The organism is Desulfovibrio desulfuricans (genome assembly GCF_024460775.1).
Lineage (GTDB): Bacteria > Desulfobacterota > Desulfovibrionia > Desulfovibrionales > Desulfovibrionaceae > Desulfovibrio > Desulfovibrio desulfuricans_E.
The window spans coordinates 117,492-133,804 of sequence record NZ_JANFYZ010000004.1; the positions used below are offsets into that span (position 1 = coordinate 117,492).

10 protein-coding genes are annotated in these 16,313 nt (G+C 58.8%); 4 read left to right on the forward strand and 6 right to left on the reverse strand.

Annotation, left to right across the window (positions count from 1 at the left end; all coding sequences use genetic code 11):
• Positions 1-4: 4 nt before the first annotated feature.
• Both NE637_RS06355 and NE637_RS06360 read right to left on the reverse strand, forming a co-directional pair.
• Complete coding sequence (locus NE637_RS06355; protein WP_227118433.1) at positions 5-211, reverse strand: hypothetical protein; 207 nt, start codon at positions 209-211, stop codon at positions 5-7.
• A gap of 132 nt (positions 212-343) precedes the next feature.
• The gene (locus NE637_RS06360; protein ID WP_192113495.1) at positions 344-1,525 is read right to left on the reverse strand and encodes an aminotransferase class I/II-fold pyridoxal phosphate-dependent enzyme; all 1,182 of its coding nucleotides are present in this window, start codon (positions 1,523-1,525) and stop codon (positions 344-346) included.
• A gap of 332 nt (positions 1,526-1,857) precedes the next feature.
• Here NE637_RS06360 and mtnA point away from each other — a divergent pair, with 332 nt between their 5' ends.
• The 4 genes from mtnA (at position 1,858) to mgtA (ending at position 8,486) form a co-directional block, all read left to right on the forward strand.
• Positions 1,858-2,946 (forward strand): S-methyl-5-thioribose-1-phosphate isomerase, encoded by a 1,089-nt coding sequence (mtnA, locus tag NE637_RS06365; RefSeq protein WP_227118432.1) that lies wholly within the window; start codon positions 1,858-1,860, stop codon positions 2,944-2,946.
• A 9-nt stretch (positions 2,947-2,955) separates the two neighbouring features.
• Complete coding sequence (locus NE637_RS06370; RefSeq protein ID WP_227118431.1) at positions 2,956-4,983, forward strand: TIGR04326 family surface carbohydrate biosynthesis protein; 2,028 nt, start codon at positions 2,956-2,958, stop codon at positions 4,981-4,983.
• Complete coding sequence (locus NE637_RS06375) at positions 4,980-5,453, forward strand: C-GCAxxG-C-C family (seleno)protein (protein ID WP_192113492.1); 474 nt, start codon at positions 4,980-4,982, stop codon at positions 5,451-5,453. The genes NE637_RS06370 and NE637_RS06375 overlap by 4 nt, the downstream gene beginning before the upstream one ends.
• 273 nt (positions 5,454-5,726) lie before the next feature.
• Positions 5,727-8,486, forward strand: coding sequence for a magnesium-translocating P-type ATPase (gene mgtA / locus NE637_RS06380; protein ID WP_227118430.1), 2,760 nt, complete (start codon positions 5,727-5,729; stop codon positions 8,484-8,486).
• A gap of 135 nt (positions 8,487-8,621) precedes the next feature.
• On the opposite strand, the gene NE637_RS06385 is transcribed toward mgtA, so the two are convergent.
• The 4 genes from NE637_RS06385 to thrC form a co-directional block, all read right to left on the reverse strand.
• Complete coding sequence (locus NE637_RS06385; protein ID WP_192113490.1) at positions 8,622-9,824, reverse strand: alpha/beta hydrolase family protein; 1,203 nt, start codon at positions 9,822-9,824, stop codon at positions 8,622-8,624.
• A 158-nt stretch (positions 9,825-9,982) separates the two neighbouring features.
• Positions 9,983-12,025: a methyl-accepting chemotaxis protein gene (locus tag NE637_RS06390; protein ID WP_192113489.1), complete on the reverse strand. Its 2,043-nt coding sequence runs from the start codon at positions 12,023-12,025 to the stop codon at positions 9,983-9,985.
• Between the two features lie 403 nt (positions 12,026-12,428).
• On the reverse strand, positions 12,429-14,471 hold the full coding sequence (locus NE637_RS06395; protein WP_192113488.1) for a methyl-accepting chemotaxis protein: 2,043 nt from the start codon (positions 14,469-14,471) through the stop codon (positions 12,429-12,431).
• Between the two features lie 265 nt (positions 14,472-14,736).
• Positions 14,737-16,182 carry a threonine synthase gene (gene thrC / locus NE637_RS06400; protein ID WP_227118429.1) on the reverse strand — a complete coding sequence of 482 codons (1,446 nt, stop codon included), beginning with the start codon at positions 16,180-16,182 and terminating at the stop codon, positions 14,737-14,739.
• Between the last annotated feature and the right edge of the window lie 131 nt (positions 16,183-16,313).

Below are 16,313 nucleotides of genomic sequence, written 5' to 3' on the forward strand. Positions count from 1 at the left end.
GGCCTTATGGTTGCTGCGGCGGGGCCGGAAAACCTCCCGACCCCGCCGATTTCAGTTGTTCTGGCTTCGCTTTTTCCGACAATCCAAGCGGATTGAACCCAAACCGCTCGGAAAAACGTTTTTTGAAAGCGAGATTTTGTTCCCTGGCAAGAAAACGGCCCGTTGAGGCAGTCCAGTGAACAAAAACTGCTTTCAAAACCTGTTTTGCCATCCTGCGGATTTTTGCCTTCCGGCAAGGAAGGCGGGCTTTTTATGCAGGGAGTGTACTCTGATGGTACTCGACCGGAATAAAAAGACCGCCTGACGCCGCCGGAAGCAAAAAAACGCGGAGGGCGAAACAGGTTTAGTCGGAGACGCCCGACAACAACCGCCGCATGCTACTGATAGCCTGCCGCGTGCGGTGTTCGTTTTCAATCAGGGCGAAACGCACGTATTCGTCGCCGTAGGAGCCGAAGCCCAGACCCGGCGAAACGGCCACGTGAGCCTCCTGCAACAGCAGCTTGGAAAATTCCACGGAGCCCATCTTGCGGAAGGGCTCGGGAATATGCGCCCACACAAACATGGTCGCCTTGGGCGAAGGAGTTTCCCAGCCGATGCGGTTCAGGCCTTCGATGAGGCGGTCGCGCCGTTCCTGGTACACGTCGCGGATCTGGTGCACGCAGTCTTCGGGGCCGTTGAGGGCCACGGTGGAGGCAATCTGGATGGGCTGGAACATGCCGTAATCCAGATAGCTCTTGATGCGTGCCAGGGCATGGATAAGATCCTTGTTGCCCACGGCAAAACCCACGCGCCAGCCGGGCATGGAATAGCTCTTGGACAGGGAGTAAAATTCCACGCCCACATCCTTGGCGCCCTTGGCCTGCAAAAAGCTGGGGGCCTTATAGCCGTCAAAAACCAGATCGGCGTATGCCAGATCATGCACAACCCAGATGTGGTTTTCCTTGGCGAAATCCACAATCTTCTGGAAGAATTCCAGATCCGTCACTTCGGTGGTGGGGTTGTGCGGATAGCAGATGAAAAGCACCTTGGGCTTGGGCCAGGCCTGACGCATGGCGGCCTCAAGGTCTTCAAAAAAGTTGCGGCCAGGGCCGATGGGCACGCTGCGCACGTCCGCGCCTGCAATGATGGGCGCGTACTTGTGGATGGGGTAGGTCGGATCGGGTGCGAGCACCACGTCGCCAGGCTCAAGAATAGCCAGCGAAAGGTGGGCCAGACCTTCCTTGGAACCCAGGGTCACGATGGCTTCGCTGTCAGGGTCGAGCTGCACGCCGTAGTGGCGCGCGTAGCGATCACAGATGGCTTTGCGCAGGTTCGGAATACCGCGCGAAAGCGAGTAGCGGTGGTTCACCGGCTTCTGTGCTGCCTCAACAAGCTTGTCGACGATGGGTGCGGGCGTTGCGATGTCCGGATTGCCCATGCTGAAGTCCACGATGTCGATATTCTGCCGACGCAGCCGCATCTTGAGGTCTCCCACCACCGCAAAAACATAGGGGGGGAGGCGGCGAATCCGCGAAAACTCTTCCATGTCTGATAGCTCCTAAGTTGATCGACATGCAGTCTGTCCCATGCGCTCGCAACAGGTCACGCCCGCACCATGCAGGCATGGACTCCACCCTGCCGCGCAGCCCCACAGGAAGCCAGTGCGTTTACCGGGCGCTCACAACGCGCCGGAAACGATTTTGTCATGCCGCAGCATAGCCAGCCGCGCGCCTGTTTGTAAAGCATTGCGGGCCGCCGAACCCCTTGATGGGGCATGTTTTTTATATGGTTTCCGGCGGAATGCCGCCAACTGCGCTTTGCCTTCCGCGCATAGTTGTGTATCCTTGATAAATATCTTGATTCCTGCGGAGGCAAACCATGGAAGATCATATTCGCTTTGACAGGCAAAATCTTGCGCTGCACCTGCTTGACCAGCGCTTGCTGCCAGAGCAGGAAACCGAAGTGATCTGCCGCAATACAGACGACATTGTATCGGCTTTACAAACCATGGTTGTGCGCGGGGCTCCGGCCATTGGCGTCACTGCGGCCTGGGGCTGCGCCCTTGCGCTGAACGAAACCAGCGGCCCCGGCTGGGCCACCCAGCTTGAAGAACTGCTTGACCGCATCGCCAATGCCCGGCCCACAGCCGTAAACCTGCGATGGGCCGTTGAACGCATGCGTAAATGCTGGTGGAAGGTCATCAACAGCGGAAGCGGCGACCGCGAACCCCTGCTCGCGGCCTTTCTTGACGAGGCCGCCAGAATGCAGGCCGAAGATGTGGAAGCATGCAAGACTCTGGGGCGCTTTGGCGCGGATTGCCTGAAAGACGGCGACACCGTGCTCACCCACTGCAATGCCGGGGCTCTGGCCACTGCGGGCTATGGCACGGCGCTTGGGGTTATTCGCGGCGCTGTGGAGCAGGGCAAACGCATCAAGGTTATTGCCGATGAAACGCGGCCCTTCCTCCAGGGCGCACGCCTCACGGCCTGGGAGCTGCACAAGGACAATATCCCCGTTACCGTTGCCTGCGACAATGCCTGCGCGCTCCTCATGAGCAAGGGGCTTGTGCAGTCTGTGGTGGTGGGGGCAGACCGCATTGCCGCCAACGGCGACGCGGCCAACAAGATCGGCACCTATGGCGTTGCCCTGCTGGCAAAGCACTTCAATATTCCCTTCTACGTGGCTGCCCCGCTCTCCACCATTGACCCCACAACGTCCGACGGCAGCGGCATACCCATTGAGCAGCGCCCGGAACGTGAGGTCACCCACGTGGGCGATACGCGCCTTACGCCCGCAGATGTGCCCGTGTACAATTTTGCTTTTGACGTAACCCCGGCAGAACTCATCACCGGCATCATCACCGAAAAAGGCGTGTTGCAGCCGCCCTACGGGCTTGCCATCTGGGCAGCCCTCAACGAGGCCAGCGCCGCGCCCGAAGCCGATGACGCCGGGATTATTGAGCGTTAGGGGTTCAGTATGAAAGAGCTTGTTCTTGTCATTGGCCCGGCACTGCCGGATGCGGCACGCGCGCTGTGCACGGCCCCGGGCTACAGCCCCAGCGGCAAGGCCGAAACAGAGTCGGGTCAGGCCCTGCCCGAACGGCTTGTTGCCCACTGGGACGGGTGGGAAGCGCCCAATGGCGAAATTTCGCTGTCTGCGCGCCTGCGCGATGAGCTGACGGCCATCCGCGCCGAGCATATGGCCTGGGCGCACGATTTGGGACGCATGCGCGTTGGCGGGCGCGAGATGCAGCAGCATCTGCGTTGCGGCGAAAAGCTCTCCATGTGGTGGTGTTCGCTGCTGTACGAGCGCCATCCCAAGATGACGCCCGGCCTCTACACTGTTTACAAATTACGCTCCCTTGAGCGCCTCATGGACGAGGGCGGCTTTGCCTCCCTGCGCGTTTTTGGCGGGGATGAAGACCTGCGCGGCGCGCTTGCGCGCATGTGCAAGTCAGGCCACAGGCTGTTTGCGGAATGCAGCGAAGCTCCGGTTCCGCTTGAGCCAGCCCGCTGTCTGCTGCGCAAGGTTTATGACGCAACGCCTCCCCCCTTGCGCGCGCTGGCCCGCTACGCCCACTGGTGGTGGACTGTACGCCGCCACATGCCTCCAGTTTCGGCCAAAAGCCTGCTGCCGCCCGCTCAGGGGCAGGCTGCCACCATCGCCACCTACTTTCCCAATGTGGACATGAAGGCTGCGGAAAATGGCCGCTATCGTTCCCGCTACTGGGAGAGCCTGCACGATGCGCTGAACGCCACCGCCGGGGTGGAAACGCAAGAACAGGGAAGCGCCGGGGAGCATGCCCAGACCGCCGGGCACTTTGTGCGCTGGCTTTTCATCCGCTTTCCCGCGCCCCAGCTCAGTCTGGCCCAGTGCCTTGCCCTGCGGGGCCGCTTTCGCCGTGAAGGCAGGGACGGCGCGAGCTTTCATTATCTTGAAGAATTTCTGACCACAGGCGACCTCATAGCCGCCCTGTTCCGCTACGCGCGCCTGTGCCTTGCCAGCCTGCGGCTGGAAAAAGAAGCCCGCGCGGCCTTTCGTTTTGCAGGCTCAAAGCTTGATTTCTGGGCCTACCTTGGCCCCTACTGGGCGGAATCGTTCCGGGGCTGGCGTTGCCTTGAACGCTGCCTGCAACACCGGGCATTCAAGCGATATGCCGCTATGGCCGGCCCGCAGCGCTGGACGCTCTTTCCGCTGGAGAACTGCCCGTGGGAGCGCATGCTCACCCAGACCATGCACGAGGCGAATAACGGCCCGGTCATCGGCGCGCAGCACTCCACCATCCGGCCCACAGACTTTCGCTATTTTGACGACCCGCGCACCTTTACGGGCGATCTGGCAGAATTCCAGCCCGATATGGTGCGGGGCAACGGGCAGTCCGCCTGTTCCCAGTGGCGCGAGGCAGGCGTGCCCGCCGAGCGCCTGGGCGAAGTGGAAGCTCTGCGTTACCTCTATCTGGCGAACAATGACGCGCAAGATGCCAGTGCTGCTGCGAGCCATGATTCCACGCCTGCTCCCCGGCGGTTGCTGGCCGTAACCAGTTTTTTTGCGGACGAAACCGAGGCCCATCTGGCCCTGCTTGCCCGTTCGCTGCATGCAGGCCTGCTTGACGGCTGGGAAATCCGCGTAAAGCCGCACCCCTACCTGCCGGTTCAGGAAAGGTTGAAGGCCTTGCTGGGCCGCCGTGCGCAGGATGTGCAGGTGGTAGACGGCCCCATTGCCGACCAGCTTGCCCCCGGCGTGGTGGTCTGGGCCTCCAATTCCACCACCGTGGCGCTTGAAGCCGCCATCAAGGGACTGCCCGTGGTGGCCATGCTGCCCACAGACGACTTTGACCTCTGCCCCTTGCAAGATGTAGCCAGCCTGCCGCGCACCGGCAGCGTGGACGATGTGGCCCGCGCGCTGCAAACAGCAGCGCCCCTGCACCTTCCACCTGAATATCTTGACCTGAACGTCGATCTTCCCAAATGGAAAACACTGCTGCACCTGAGAGGAAAATCATGAGTACGCACGACAGAGTGGCCGCCCTGGTGCGCCACTACTATTGGGACAGAGATCTCAACTGCGCCCGCACAACCCTGCGTTGTCTGGAAACTGTTCTCAAAGAACCGCTGCACCCGCAGATTTACACTGCCACAGTGGGTTGCCACGGCGCTGGCGGCACTGGCGGGCAGTGCGGCCTTGTGGAGGGCGGCTTACTGCTCATCGGCCTGCGCGGCGCAGAGCTGGGCAAGGAAGAATCAGAAATTGTTGATCTGTGCGCCAGATTTGCAACCCAGTTCACTGAACGCTTTGGCAGCCTCTCCTGCAAGGATTTGAGGCCCGGTGGCATCCATCCCAATGATCCACCGCATCTTTGCGAATCCGTTTCGGTAGACGCCATATGTTTTTTGCATGACTTTCTTGACGAAATGGCACAATCCGCCGAGCCAAACCGCAGAAAACCCGGCTTTGAAGACGATACGGCAGAATAGGGCTTAAATTTCACCCTTTGACAATAATGCCCGGAGCGAATAGGTTCCGCGCAGATGGCCTTTTGCGGCCATGCACTTTTTATGCGTCTGCCTTCTGGCTGGCGGTCACCCTCAACCCTTGGAAGGAGCATCCTACATGTCGTCCGACAGTTGCCACAGTTCCCCTTCGGAACCTGACAGTTTACGTCGCACCACTCTTTCCACGCCATTCCGTTCCCGTAGCTGAAAATCTTCCTGCGGGTAACGCGTTGCGCGTGCTCCCAGGAGGATTTTATGGTTCTGCGCTCTTTTCTGCCGCACGGCCTTGTTGTGCCGTTTGCCCGTTTTTTTGGCCGCAAAGGCCACGCCGCCTCACATACCGTCAGTACTGAACTGGTTCGCCAGGCTGCAACCCGCCTGCTTGACGCCGCCCGCGTTGAGCCGGACGAAGCCCTGCAGACGTTCAACTCCTCGCCCGATGGTCTTACCCGCCATCAGGTGCATGCGATGCGCCAGCAGTACGGGGCCAATATCCTTGCCGCCAAGGGCAGGGACAGCCTGCCCAAACGCCTGTTCACCTCGTTTATCAATCCTTTCAGCGTTGTGCTCCTGCTGCTGGCCTGCATTTCGTTCTTTACCGACTATCTGCTGGCAGATGCCGGAGAAAGAGACCTCACCGCCGTTATCATCGTGACGGTCATGGTCTGCATCAGCGGCGTACTGCATTTCGTGCAGGAGGCCCGTTCCGGCAATGCAGTGGCCCGCCTTGAATCGCTGGTCAAAACCACCATTGAAGTGGTGCGCGAGGGCGAGGGCAAGGAGCTGCCCATCAATTCGCTGGTGGTAGGCGATGTGGTGCGCCTGGCCGCAGGCGATATGATCCCCGCCGACATGCGGATTTTACGGGCCAAGGATCTTTTTGTCAGCCAGTCTTCCCTCACGGGCGAAAGCGAGCCTGTGGAAAAATTCCCCCATGCCCTGCCCGCCGACCTGGCCGCCGCCTCGCCCCTTGATTGCGACAATCTGGCCTTCATGGGCAGCAACGTTGTCAGCGGCGCGGCCTACGGTCTTGTGCTGGCTGTGGGCGGAGCAACGCTTTTTGGCTCTCTGGCGCGCCAGATTGCGGCCACCACAACGCCCACCAGCTTTGACAAAGGCGTGAATTCCGTTTCCTGGCTGCTTTTGCGGTTCATGTTCTGCATGGCCCCGGTGGTGCTTTTTATCAACGGTTTTACCAAGGGCGACTGGGTGGAAGCCGCCTTGTTTGCCCTTTCCGTTGCCGTGGGCCTTACGCCCGAGATGCTGCCCACCGTGGTATCCGCCAATCTGGTGCGCGGAGCCGTGTTTATGGCCCGCAAGAAGGTTATTGCCCGCCGCCTCAACGCCATCCAGAATCTTGGGGCCATGGATGTGCTGTGTACCGACAAGACGGGCACCCTCACGCAAGACAGGATTGTGCTTGAGTATTCGCTCGATATTCACGGTACGGAAGACGCCCGTGTGCTGCGCCATGCCTTTTTGAACAGCTGGTTTCAGACCGGCCTCAAAAACCTGCTGGACGCCGCCATCGTCAACCACGCCGATGAACTGAGCATGCAGCCCTTGCGCAAGGAATACAGCCTTGTGGACGAAATGCCCTTTGATTTCAGCCGCCGCCGTATGAGCGTTGTGGTGGCCGACACCACGGGCAAAACCCAGATCATCACCAAGGGCGCGCTGGAAGAAATGCTCACCGTGTGCTCCTATGCCGAATACCACGGGCAGGTAGAACCGCTCACGCCCGAACTCCAGGCCGAAATACTGGAGCGCGTGCGGCGTTACAACAACGACGGCATGCGTGTGGTGGGCGTGGCGCACAAAACCATGTCAGCGCCGGGCGGAGTTTTTTCTGTGGCGGACGAAAAAGACATGGTGCTGCTGGGCTATCTGGCCTTTCTTGATCCGCCCAAGGATTCCGCATCAAAGGCGCTGGCAGCGCTCAACGAGCATGGCGTACGCGTAAAGGTGCTGACAGGCGACAACGATGCCGTTACCCGCAGCGTATGCCGTCAGGTGGGGCTGCCGGGAAAAAACATTCTGCTGGGCGTAGAAATAGAAGGGATGGACGATGCGGCCCTGAAAACCGCCGTTGAAGAAACCGACATTTTCGCCAAGCTCAGCCCGCGCCAAAAAGCCCGCATTGTGACCTGCCTGCGCGGCAACGGCCATGTGGTGGGCTTTATGGGCGACGGCATCAACGATGCCCCGGCCATGAAGAACGCCGATGTGGGTATTTCCGTTGATTCCGCTGTGGATGTGGCGCGGGAATCCGCGGGCGTCATCCTGCTTGAGAAAGACCTCACCGTGCTTGAAGCCGGGGTGATGGAAGGACGCCGCACCTATGCAAATATAATCAAATATATAAAAATTACGGTAAGTTCCAACTTCGGCAACATGTTTTCCGTGCTGGCGGCCAGTGTATTTTTACCTTTCTTGCCCATGACGCCCCTGCAGATACTGGTGCTCAACCTGCTCTACGACGTCTCCTGCACGGCAATGCCCTGGGACAATGTGGATGAGGAGTTTCTGCGCAAGCCCCGCAACTGGAACACGGACAGCATCCGGCGATTCATGTTCTGGCTCGGGCCTACCAGCTCGGTCTTTGACCTCACAACCTACGCCTTGCTGTTCTGGGTAATCTGCCCTGCCGTGGTGCCCATGCCAGCAGGCGGCTGGCAGGCCATGAGCAGCGTCGATCAGGCAAGCTTTGCCGCCCTGTTTCAGGCGGGCTGGTTTGTGGAATCGCTGTGGACGCAGACCATGGTCATCCACATGCTGCGCACCCCGGGCGTTCCCCTGCTGCACAGCCGCGCCGCATGGCAGGTGACCCTGCTCACGAGCCTTGGCGTTGCCGTGGGCACGGCCATTCCCTTTACCGCGCTGGGTCAGGGGCTGGATATGGGCGCGCTGCCAGCCAGCTACTTCCCCTGGCTGGCTGCGGTGCTCGCGGGTTATCTTGCCCTGGCCACGTTGGTAAAGGGGGCCTTTATGCGCCGCTACAACACATGGTTATAAAAAAACTGCGGTCAGGGGCTGGTTTTCAGCCTCCTGACCGCAGGGCCCAAAATCCCGTCAACAGAGCAATCCTGCCTTTTGAATTGTCTTTTCCCGGCAAGGCTGTCTTAAACAGCCAGCGGACAAAGGAACGGCTTAACGCTTGCTGTCAAAAAAATCCTTCTGATCCCCCACCCCATACAAAAACGCACCCCGGTGGTCGGCGGTGTCGCCAGCATACACGGCCTCAGCCCTGGCTCCCCCGGCGGTGATGGTGTAGCCCACGGCAAGGGTGGACACGTAGGGCGGCATGACCTCATCCACCTTGCCGTAATAGTAGCGGCAAGGCGTTGCCGAGCGCCACATGAAGGCCTGATTGTCGCGCAGCCTGCGAAAAAAGGTATCCATACCCGCCGAAGACTGCGCCATAACTTCCTCTTGCACCAGATCGGCAACCTTGGCGGGTATCTGCGGTTGCAGCTCTTCCCAGCCGATCTTGTTTTCGTAAAAATCGCGGCAAACAGCCTGATACTCTGGCCTGATGATGGTCTGGGGCAGGCCGGGCATGTCGTAATAGTAGGCGTAGGAATAGGTAAACAGGATAACGCTGCCCGCCAGCCACGTGGCGTCAAGCGATGAGGGGTTGTTTATCCAGCGGGTCAGCAGCAGATACAGATCGGCTGGCGTAGCCGCCGTTGCCGCCGCCTTGACGGGCATGTTCAGGGATTCGAGCCGATGGCGGAACTGCTGGGTGCTCCAGCTACCCTGAGACCAGCCGCTGAGATAAAGCCCATTCTCTTCAATGCCCAGATCCGCCAGCACGGCACGGGCGGCAAAAAGCATATCCATGCAGGCCTGCACGGTTGACTCGCGTACCATGTAGCTGTCCGGCTCTGTGGAATCACCCTTGCCAATGTAGTCCGCACCTATCACCACATAGCCGTTCCCGGCCAGCCGCGCGGTTACAATGCGCGTTTCATCCGATTCCTCGGGGCGGGAGGGCACCGCAGTGCGGGTAAATACCGTGCCATGCTGATATGAAACCACTGGCAGCTTCTTTTGCGTGGTTTGCGGCACCGCTACAAGGCCGGAAGCCAGCGTGGGCCGATTGCCCTGTTCCGGGATCATGGTTGTATACAGCACCTTGTACAGGCTCACACCATTGGCGGCTTCCGGGTACTGCATCTTGAAATTGCTGAATGCCGCCACTTCTGATGTAAGAATTTTGTTCAGCCGTTCAACGCTGTAATCGCCGATGTGCGTATAGCGCACGCCGGAGGCAACGTCCTTGTAATCTGCCGCACTGGCGGTTGCCGCCAGCAGCATGAACAAAAGAGCAATGATTGTGGTCTGCCGCATGGAGCCTCCGGGTTTGCTGGTGTTTTTTCCACACTACTGATGCAGCGTTCTTTTGCAAGCCTCTGTGAGCAACCCTAAAAGCTGCCCCGGGAAGGCAGATAAAAGGGGGCCCTGCCATGCGGCAAGGCCCCCCCACATTGGTACGTACAGGCAGACGGCTAATGCCCGGATTTCAAACTGCTGATAAGCCCGCGCAACACCTGGGCCTGCTGGGCCATGTCGGAAACCGCCCCGGCAGAATGCTGCATGGCGGAACTGGTCTCGAGCGAGATGCGGTTCACGTCCTCAATGGAGCGATTGATCTCCTCACTGGTGGAGGATTGTTCTTCCGCAGCAGTGGCGATGGATTGCACCTGCTGGGCTGTGGCGTCCACCAGATTCACAATTTCATGCAGTGCCTCGCCCGAGGTGCCCGCAAGCGTGGTGGCGGTGTCAATCATGTTCACAACCTGCTCCACGTTGCCTACGTTTTTGCGGGTGCCATTCTGGATATCGCGGATGGCGTCGCCCACTTCCTTGGTGGCGGTCATGGTCTTTTCCGCCAGTTTGCGCACCTCGTCAGCAACCACGGCAAATCCTCGCCCGGCTTCGCCAGCGCGCGCCGCTTCAATGGCCGCATTGAGGGCCAGCAGATTGGTTTGGTCGGCAATATCCGAAATAACTCCCAGGATCTGCCCCGTACTCTCGGCCTGCTTGCCGAGCGTGGTCATTTCTGATTTCAGTTCCACTGCGCTGGTCTGGATACGGCTGATATCCTTTACCACACTGGCCACCACATCCGCGCCGCTTTCAGCCTTGCTCTTGGCAGCTTTGGCGGATTCCGCCGCCTGCCCGGCGTTACGCGCCACTTCAAGCACGGTAGCGTTCATTTCTTCCATGGCGGTGGCTGTTTCGCCCACGCGCGCGGTCTGGCTTTCAGCGCCGCGGCTGGCCTGTTCCACCTGGGCCGAGAGTTCTTCCGAAGCCGTAGTTACGGCCTCCACAACGCCCTCAAGCTCGGTGGCGGCATGCTGCATGCCGTCGGCCTTGGCCTGTTCCGCAGCAATACGGGCGGCTTCGGCCTCTTTTGTTGCGCTGGCTGCGCGTTCAGATTCTTCCTGAGCCAGGCGGCTTTTTCCGTCAGCCTCGGCTATCTTGTCTTTAAGGCTGCCCACCATGCTGCGCAGGCTGTCTGCCAGATGACCAATTTCATTACGCCGCACAAGCGTCAGGCTGCGGTCAAGCTCGCCCGACGCCACAGACCGGGCATAGGATTCCAGCTCTTGCAGGGGTTTGACGATGATCTTTTCAAGGGCCAGCAGGGTAATGCCCACAAGCAGCAGAATTGCGGCAAAGCCCGCGCCAACCATGAGGTTGCGCTGGTTGTTGGCCGAGGCTTCAATCTCCGCGCGATCCATGGTGATGACAACCTTCCAGTTCCAGCCCGGAACCGGAGCCCACGCCAGCATTTTTTCCACGCCGCCACGGGTGAAGGATTCCACGCCCGACGGAGTGGCAAGAATCTTGGCAATGCCTTCTTCCTTGGAAACATCCTTGAGTACGCGCTCGCTGTCGGGGTGCCCGACCATGACGCCTGTGGGCGCGACAATAAACGGATAGCCCGTTTTGCCCAGATGGATGTCGTTAATATAGTTTTCCATCAGGCCGTCAATGGCATAGGCCATGCCCACGCCGCCAATGACCTTGCCGCTGTCGTCCACTATGGCATCGGCAACGCCCACAATGGCCTTGCCCGTGATCGAGCTCTTTGACGGTGTGTCGCTCAGGCCGGGCTTGCCCTTGAACGTCTGGCGAATGTACTCGCGATGGGCAAAATTTTTGAGGCTGCCTTCCTTGCCGTGAACGCGGTTGATCAGCTGGGTGCCTTCCGTGTCAAACAGAAAGAAGGAGTTTACTTCGTCTGCCGAGCGCGACATGGCCGAGAGAAAACCTGCGGCCTCGCCATTATCATGCCGGTTACGCAAATATTCCTTGAGGGCAGGTTGCAGCACCGCTCCGTGCAGCACCATCTGCTGCTGTTCGCCAAAGTCGCCCAGCGACTTGGCAATGGTGCCAGCCAGGAGGCGCATCTGATCAACGCTTGACGTCAGGCTGGCTTCATAGCTGTAGCGGGCGACAACGACAATCAGAGCCGACTGCACCGCAAAGACCACCCCGCCCACAAGAAGCATCATTGCCATTCTGATGCTGCGTACCGACATAAACTAGCCTCCTCACTGCAAAACAGATCATTTCAATTCAGGCTGTCCACTGCGATCTTGCCAAAAACATCAAATTGAAGGCGGATGCAATATATATTCCAATATATCAAGATGTTTTATTTTATACTTATCATGTGAAATAACTAAGAATTTATTGTTATCTGAATCTTGATTACTTCACGCCACGCTCCCATATGCCCTCATTTGTTAACACTGATATTAAAATAATTAACAGTGATGTCTGCATGTGCGCCTTGTGGGCAGCGGCAAAAAAGGTGAAAAAAGCGGCCCCCACATAAGCAGGAGCCGCTTGCAGTCAGGTAGCAAGGCCTGATTTTAGAATACTTCAACTACAAGTTCAGCATGTTATGGCGTACCTGCCACTGTTTTCCATCATCACTGGCTAGTTTCCGGACTTCATACTGCTGATAAGTCCGCGCAGCACCTGGGCTTGCTGGGCCATGTCTGAAACCGCCCCGGCAGAATGCTGCATGGCGGAACTGGTTTCGAGCGAGATACGGTTCACGTCCTCAATGGAGCGGTTGATCTCCTCGCTGGTGGAGGACTGTTCTTCTGCAGCTGTTGCGATGGACTGCACCTGTTGGGCTGTGGCGTCCACCAGCTCCACAATTTCATTCAGGGCCTCGCCCGAGGTGCTTGCAAGCGTGGTGGCGGTGTCAATCATGCCCACAACCTGTTCCACATTGCCCACGTTTTTGCGGGTGCCGTTCTGGATATCGCGGATGGCGTCGCCCACTTCCTTGGTGGCGGTCATGGTTTTTTCCGCCAGTTTGCGCACTTCATCTGCAACCACGGCAAATCCTCGCCCGGCTTCGCCAGCGCGCGCGGCTTCAATGGCCGCATTGAGGGCCAGCAGATTCGTCTGGTCGGCAATGTCTGAAATAACGCCGAGGATCTGCCCCGTACTCTCGGCCTGCTTGCCGAGGGAGGTCATTTCCGTTTTCAGTTCCACGGCGCTGGTCTGGATGCGGCTGATGTCCTTCACCACGCGGGCTACCACATCGGCGCCGCTTTCAGCCTTGCTCTTGGCAGTTTTTGCGGATTCCGCAGCCTGCCCGGCGTTGCGCGCCACTTCAAGCACAGTGGCGTTCATTTCTTCCATGGCGGTGGCTGTTTCACCCACACGGACAGTCTGGCTTTCAGCACCGCGGCTGGCCTGTTCCACCTGGGCCGAGAGTTCTTCCGAAGCGGTGGTTACGGCTTCCACAACGCCTTCAAGCTTGGTGGCGGCATGCAGCATGCCATCGGCCTTGGCCTGTTCGGCGGCCATGCGCGCGGCTTCGGCCTCTTTTGTTGCGCTGGCTGCGCGTTCAGATTCTTCCTGAGCCAGACGGCTTTTCTCATCGGCCTCGGCTATCTTGGCCTTGAGGCTGCTCACCATACTCCGCAGGCTGTCTGCCAATTTGCCGATTTCATTGCGCAGGTCGATTGTCAAAGAAGATTCAAGATTACCGTCCGCTACGTCTGAAGCAAAAGTCTGCAACTGCCGCAAGGGGCGCACAACCACTTTGTCCAGCGCAAACAGGCAAATGCCTACCAATGCCAAGATAGTAACAAAGCCGAGCACCAGCATGACGTTGCGCTGCTCGCGGGCCGGAGCTTCTATTTCATCAAGGGCCATGGTCACGCCTACGCGCCAGTTCCAGTTGGGAGCCACATCCCAGGCCAGCATGCGCTTTTCGCCTTCACGCATAAATTCCACGCCGCTGCCGGAATCAACCTTGACCATATCGCTGACGCCCGGTTCACCAGCCATATTCTTGAGGATGTAATCGCTGTTTACGTGGCTGATCACAACGCCCTGGGGCGAAACAACAATGACGCGGCCCGTCTTGCCAATACTGATTGCCTTGAGATTTTTTGTCAGGCTGTCAATGTCGTATGACATGCCCACGCCGCCCACGACCTTGCCTTTATCGTCAAGGATGGGTGCGGTTACGCTGACGATAAGCTTGCCTGTGGCTATACTTTTTGTAGGTGCGGAACTGAAGCCCGGCTTGTTGGCCAGGGCCGCCTTGATGTATTCGCGGTCGGCAAGGTCGCTGAGCTTGCCGGGCTGCCCTTGCGCATAGGTAATGAGCTGTTTTCCGGCGGTGTCAAAGAGGTAAATTGTGTTGATTTCAGGCGCTGCTTTGGACATGGCAGCAAGAAATACCTCCGCGCCTTTTTTGTCTTCGCCCGTGAGCAGGAATTCACGCAGTCGCGGCGGTTTGGAGACACCGTTGATGAACATGCTGAGCTGGGTTCCAAAATCGCCCAGAGATTTGCTTACCGTGTCCGCGGTGAGATCCATTTCGTGAGTGCTTGCCTTAAGGTTCGCCTCATCCCCCATGCGCGTTACGACAACAACCAGAGCCGACTGCACCGCCAGTACCACAATGCTGATGACCAGCAACATGGCAGTTCTGATACTGCGTGAAAACATAACAGCTTCCTTTACGTAATAAAACTAGTCACCTGAACACCTTGATTCATAACATTTCATATGCGGCATCCCCCTCATTTCTGAAGGTCGATAATTTTCCATGGGGACACGCCAAGACAGGCCGCAGCGTGGCTGTTATCCGCATAATGCCATCAACGCTGCTTCCCCTGCGCTGGCACGGTATTGCCGCACAGCAAAAAAGAAGCGGCAGCGCAACAGACCTGCGCTGCCGCTTCTTTGATTATCGGCTTCTATAATATAAACTTTACTTTTTTTGTAAAGAAAGTCGATCTGCCACGGCATCCGCCCCCATGCGGGCAAATTCGGCCACTTCGCGCCCCTTGCGGGCGCTTTCGGGCAGGAGCAGTTCCGGCTTGTTGGCCAGGCTCTTGTCGGGCGTGACGCCGTACTCCGCCGGGAAGGAATCGTTGAAATACATGTCCTGAAAACCTGCGAACTTGAGGGCATGGGCCGTTGCGTCAAGCACGGCATGCTCTTTGTTGCTGATCAGGCCAAGGGCCTTGGCGTTCATGAGACCCGCAAGGCATTCGCCGCCCTGGGTGCAGGCAATGTGGCCGTGACGGTTGGCAACAATCATGGCATCCATAATCTGCTGCTCAGTCACGCGCACCACCTGAAAGGCCCCTTCGCCGCCCTTTTCGATAAACATCTCCGCCAGTTTGCGCACTCGCGGGAAGGAAACGGGATTACCGATCATGGCGGCCTGCGCCACGCTGGGCGTGACGGTCACGGGCTGCCAGTGGCGGGCATCCTTGGGGGCATCATAATAGCGCCACACCGGGTCGGCATGCTCGGACTGCACGCCAAACACGCGGGGCAGCGAGGTGATGATGCCGAGCTCAAGCATTTTCAGGAAGCCGCACATGATGGCCGTGATGTTGCCCGCATTGCCGATGGGCACAAAGAGGCAGAGATCAGTCATGTCCCAGCCGTACCACTGGGCTGTTTCATACGCGTAGGATTCCTGCCCGAGGATGCGCCAGCTGTTCTTGGAATTGAGCAGGGCCACGCGATAATTTTCGGCCAGCAGTTCAACCACCTTCATGCAGTCGTCAAACACGCCGGGCAGTTCAAGCACGGTTGCTCCGCTGCCCAAGGGCTGCGAAAGCTGCTGGGGCGTCACCTTGCCGTGGGGCAGAAGCACCACGCTCTTGAGGGGCGCGCCCACGTATGAGGCATAAAGGGCCGCCGCCGCCGAGGTGTCGCCAGTGGAGGCGCACACGGTCAGCACTTCGTCCCACTTGTTGCGGCGGCACAGCCACTTGAGGTAGCTGAACGCGCAGGCCATGCCGCGATCCTTGAAGGACGCGCTGGGGTTCTGACCGTCGTTCTTGTAGGCAAAGGGCACGCCCACGCGGTCACGCAGGGCCGGGGCCGCTTCAATAATCGGCGTGATGCCTTCGCCCAGATACACGATATCGTCTTCGTCCAGCAGGGGAGCAAGCAGCTCATAAAAACGGAATATCCCCCGAAGCGCGGTGCTGCGGCTGGCGGAGCGGGCATCGAAAAGCTCGCGCCACTCTGCGCCGCTGCGTTCTTTCAGTTTGTCGAAATCCAGGTTTTCCAGCAGAAACACGCCGCCGCACTGCGGGCAGGTGTATAGCAGGCTGTCGCCGGGATGACGCGCGCCGCAGTCAAGACAAACATACTCCATGCGGCCGCGATAGGCCGGAAAATCCGCATGCGCCATGAGAGAAACTCCTTGATAATTGCATCAGGAAGGGGCTTTGCAATCCCCATCCTCACCCCCGGTTCACAAAAACATTTTGCGGCCAGGGGCGCTTGTGGCTCTGACAATGGCGGCACAGCAGGCCGCAGCAT

What these genes read in the sequence shown, in the direction of transcription:
- NE637_RS06360 (WP_192113495.1), bottom strand. Translation starts at nt 1,525, where the DNA reads ATGGAAGAGTTTTCGCGGATTCGCCGCCTCCCCCCCTATGTTTTTGCG.
- NE637_RS06395 (WP_192113488.1), bottom strand. Translation starts at nt 14,471, where the DNA reads ATGTTTTCACGCAGTATCAGAACTGCCATGTTGCTGGTCATCAGCATT.
- mtnA (WP_227118432.1), top strand. Translation starts at nt 1,858, where the DNA reads ATGGAAGATCATATTCGCTTTGACAGGCAAAATCTTGCGCTGCACCTG.
- NE637_RS06370 (WP_227118431.1), top strand. Translation starts at nt 2,956, where the DNA reads ATGAAAGAGCTTGTTCTTGTCATTGGCCCGGCACTGCCGGATGCGGCA.
- NE637_RS06355 (WP_227118433.1), bottom strand. Translation starts at nt 211, where the DNA reads ATGGCAAAACAGGTTTTGAAAGCAGTTTTTGTTCACTGGACTGCCTCA.
- thrC (WP_227118429.1), bottom strand. Translation starts at nt 16,182, where the DNA reads ATGGCGCATGCGGATTTTCCGGCCTATCGCGGCCGCATGGAGTATGTT.
- NE637_RS06375 (WP_192113492.1), top strand. Translation starts at nt 4,980, where the DNA reads ATGAGTACGCACGACAGAGTGGCCGCCCTGGTGCGCCACTACTATTGG.
- NE637_RS06390 (WP_192113489.1), bottom strand. Translation starts at nt 12,025, where the DNA reads ATGTCGGTACGCAGCATCAGAATGGCAATGATGCTTCTTGTGGGCGGG.
- mgtA (WP_227118430.1), top strand. Translation starts at nt 5,727, where the DNA reads ATGGTTCTGCGCTCTTTTCTGCCGCACGGCCTTGTTGTGCCGTTTGCC.
- NE637_RS06385 (WP_192113490.1), bottom strand. Translation starts at nt 9,824, where the DNA reads ATGCGGCAGACCACAATCATTGCTCTTTTGTTCATGCTGCTGGCGGCA.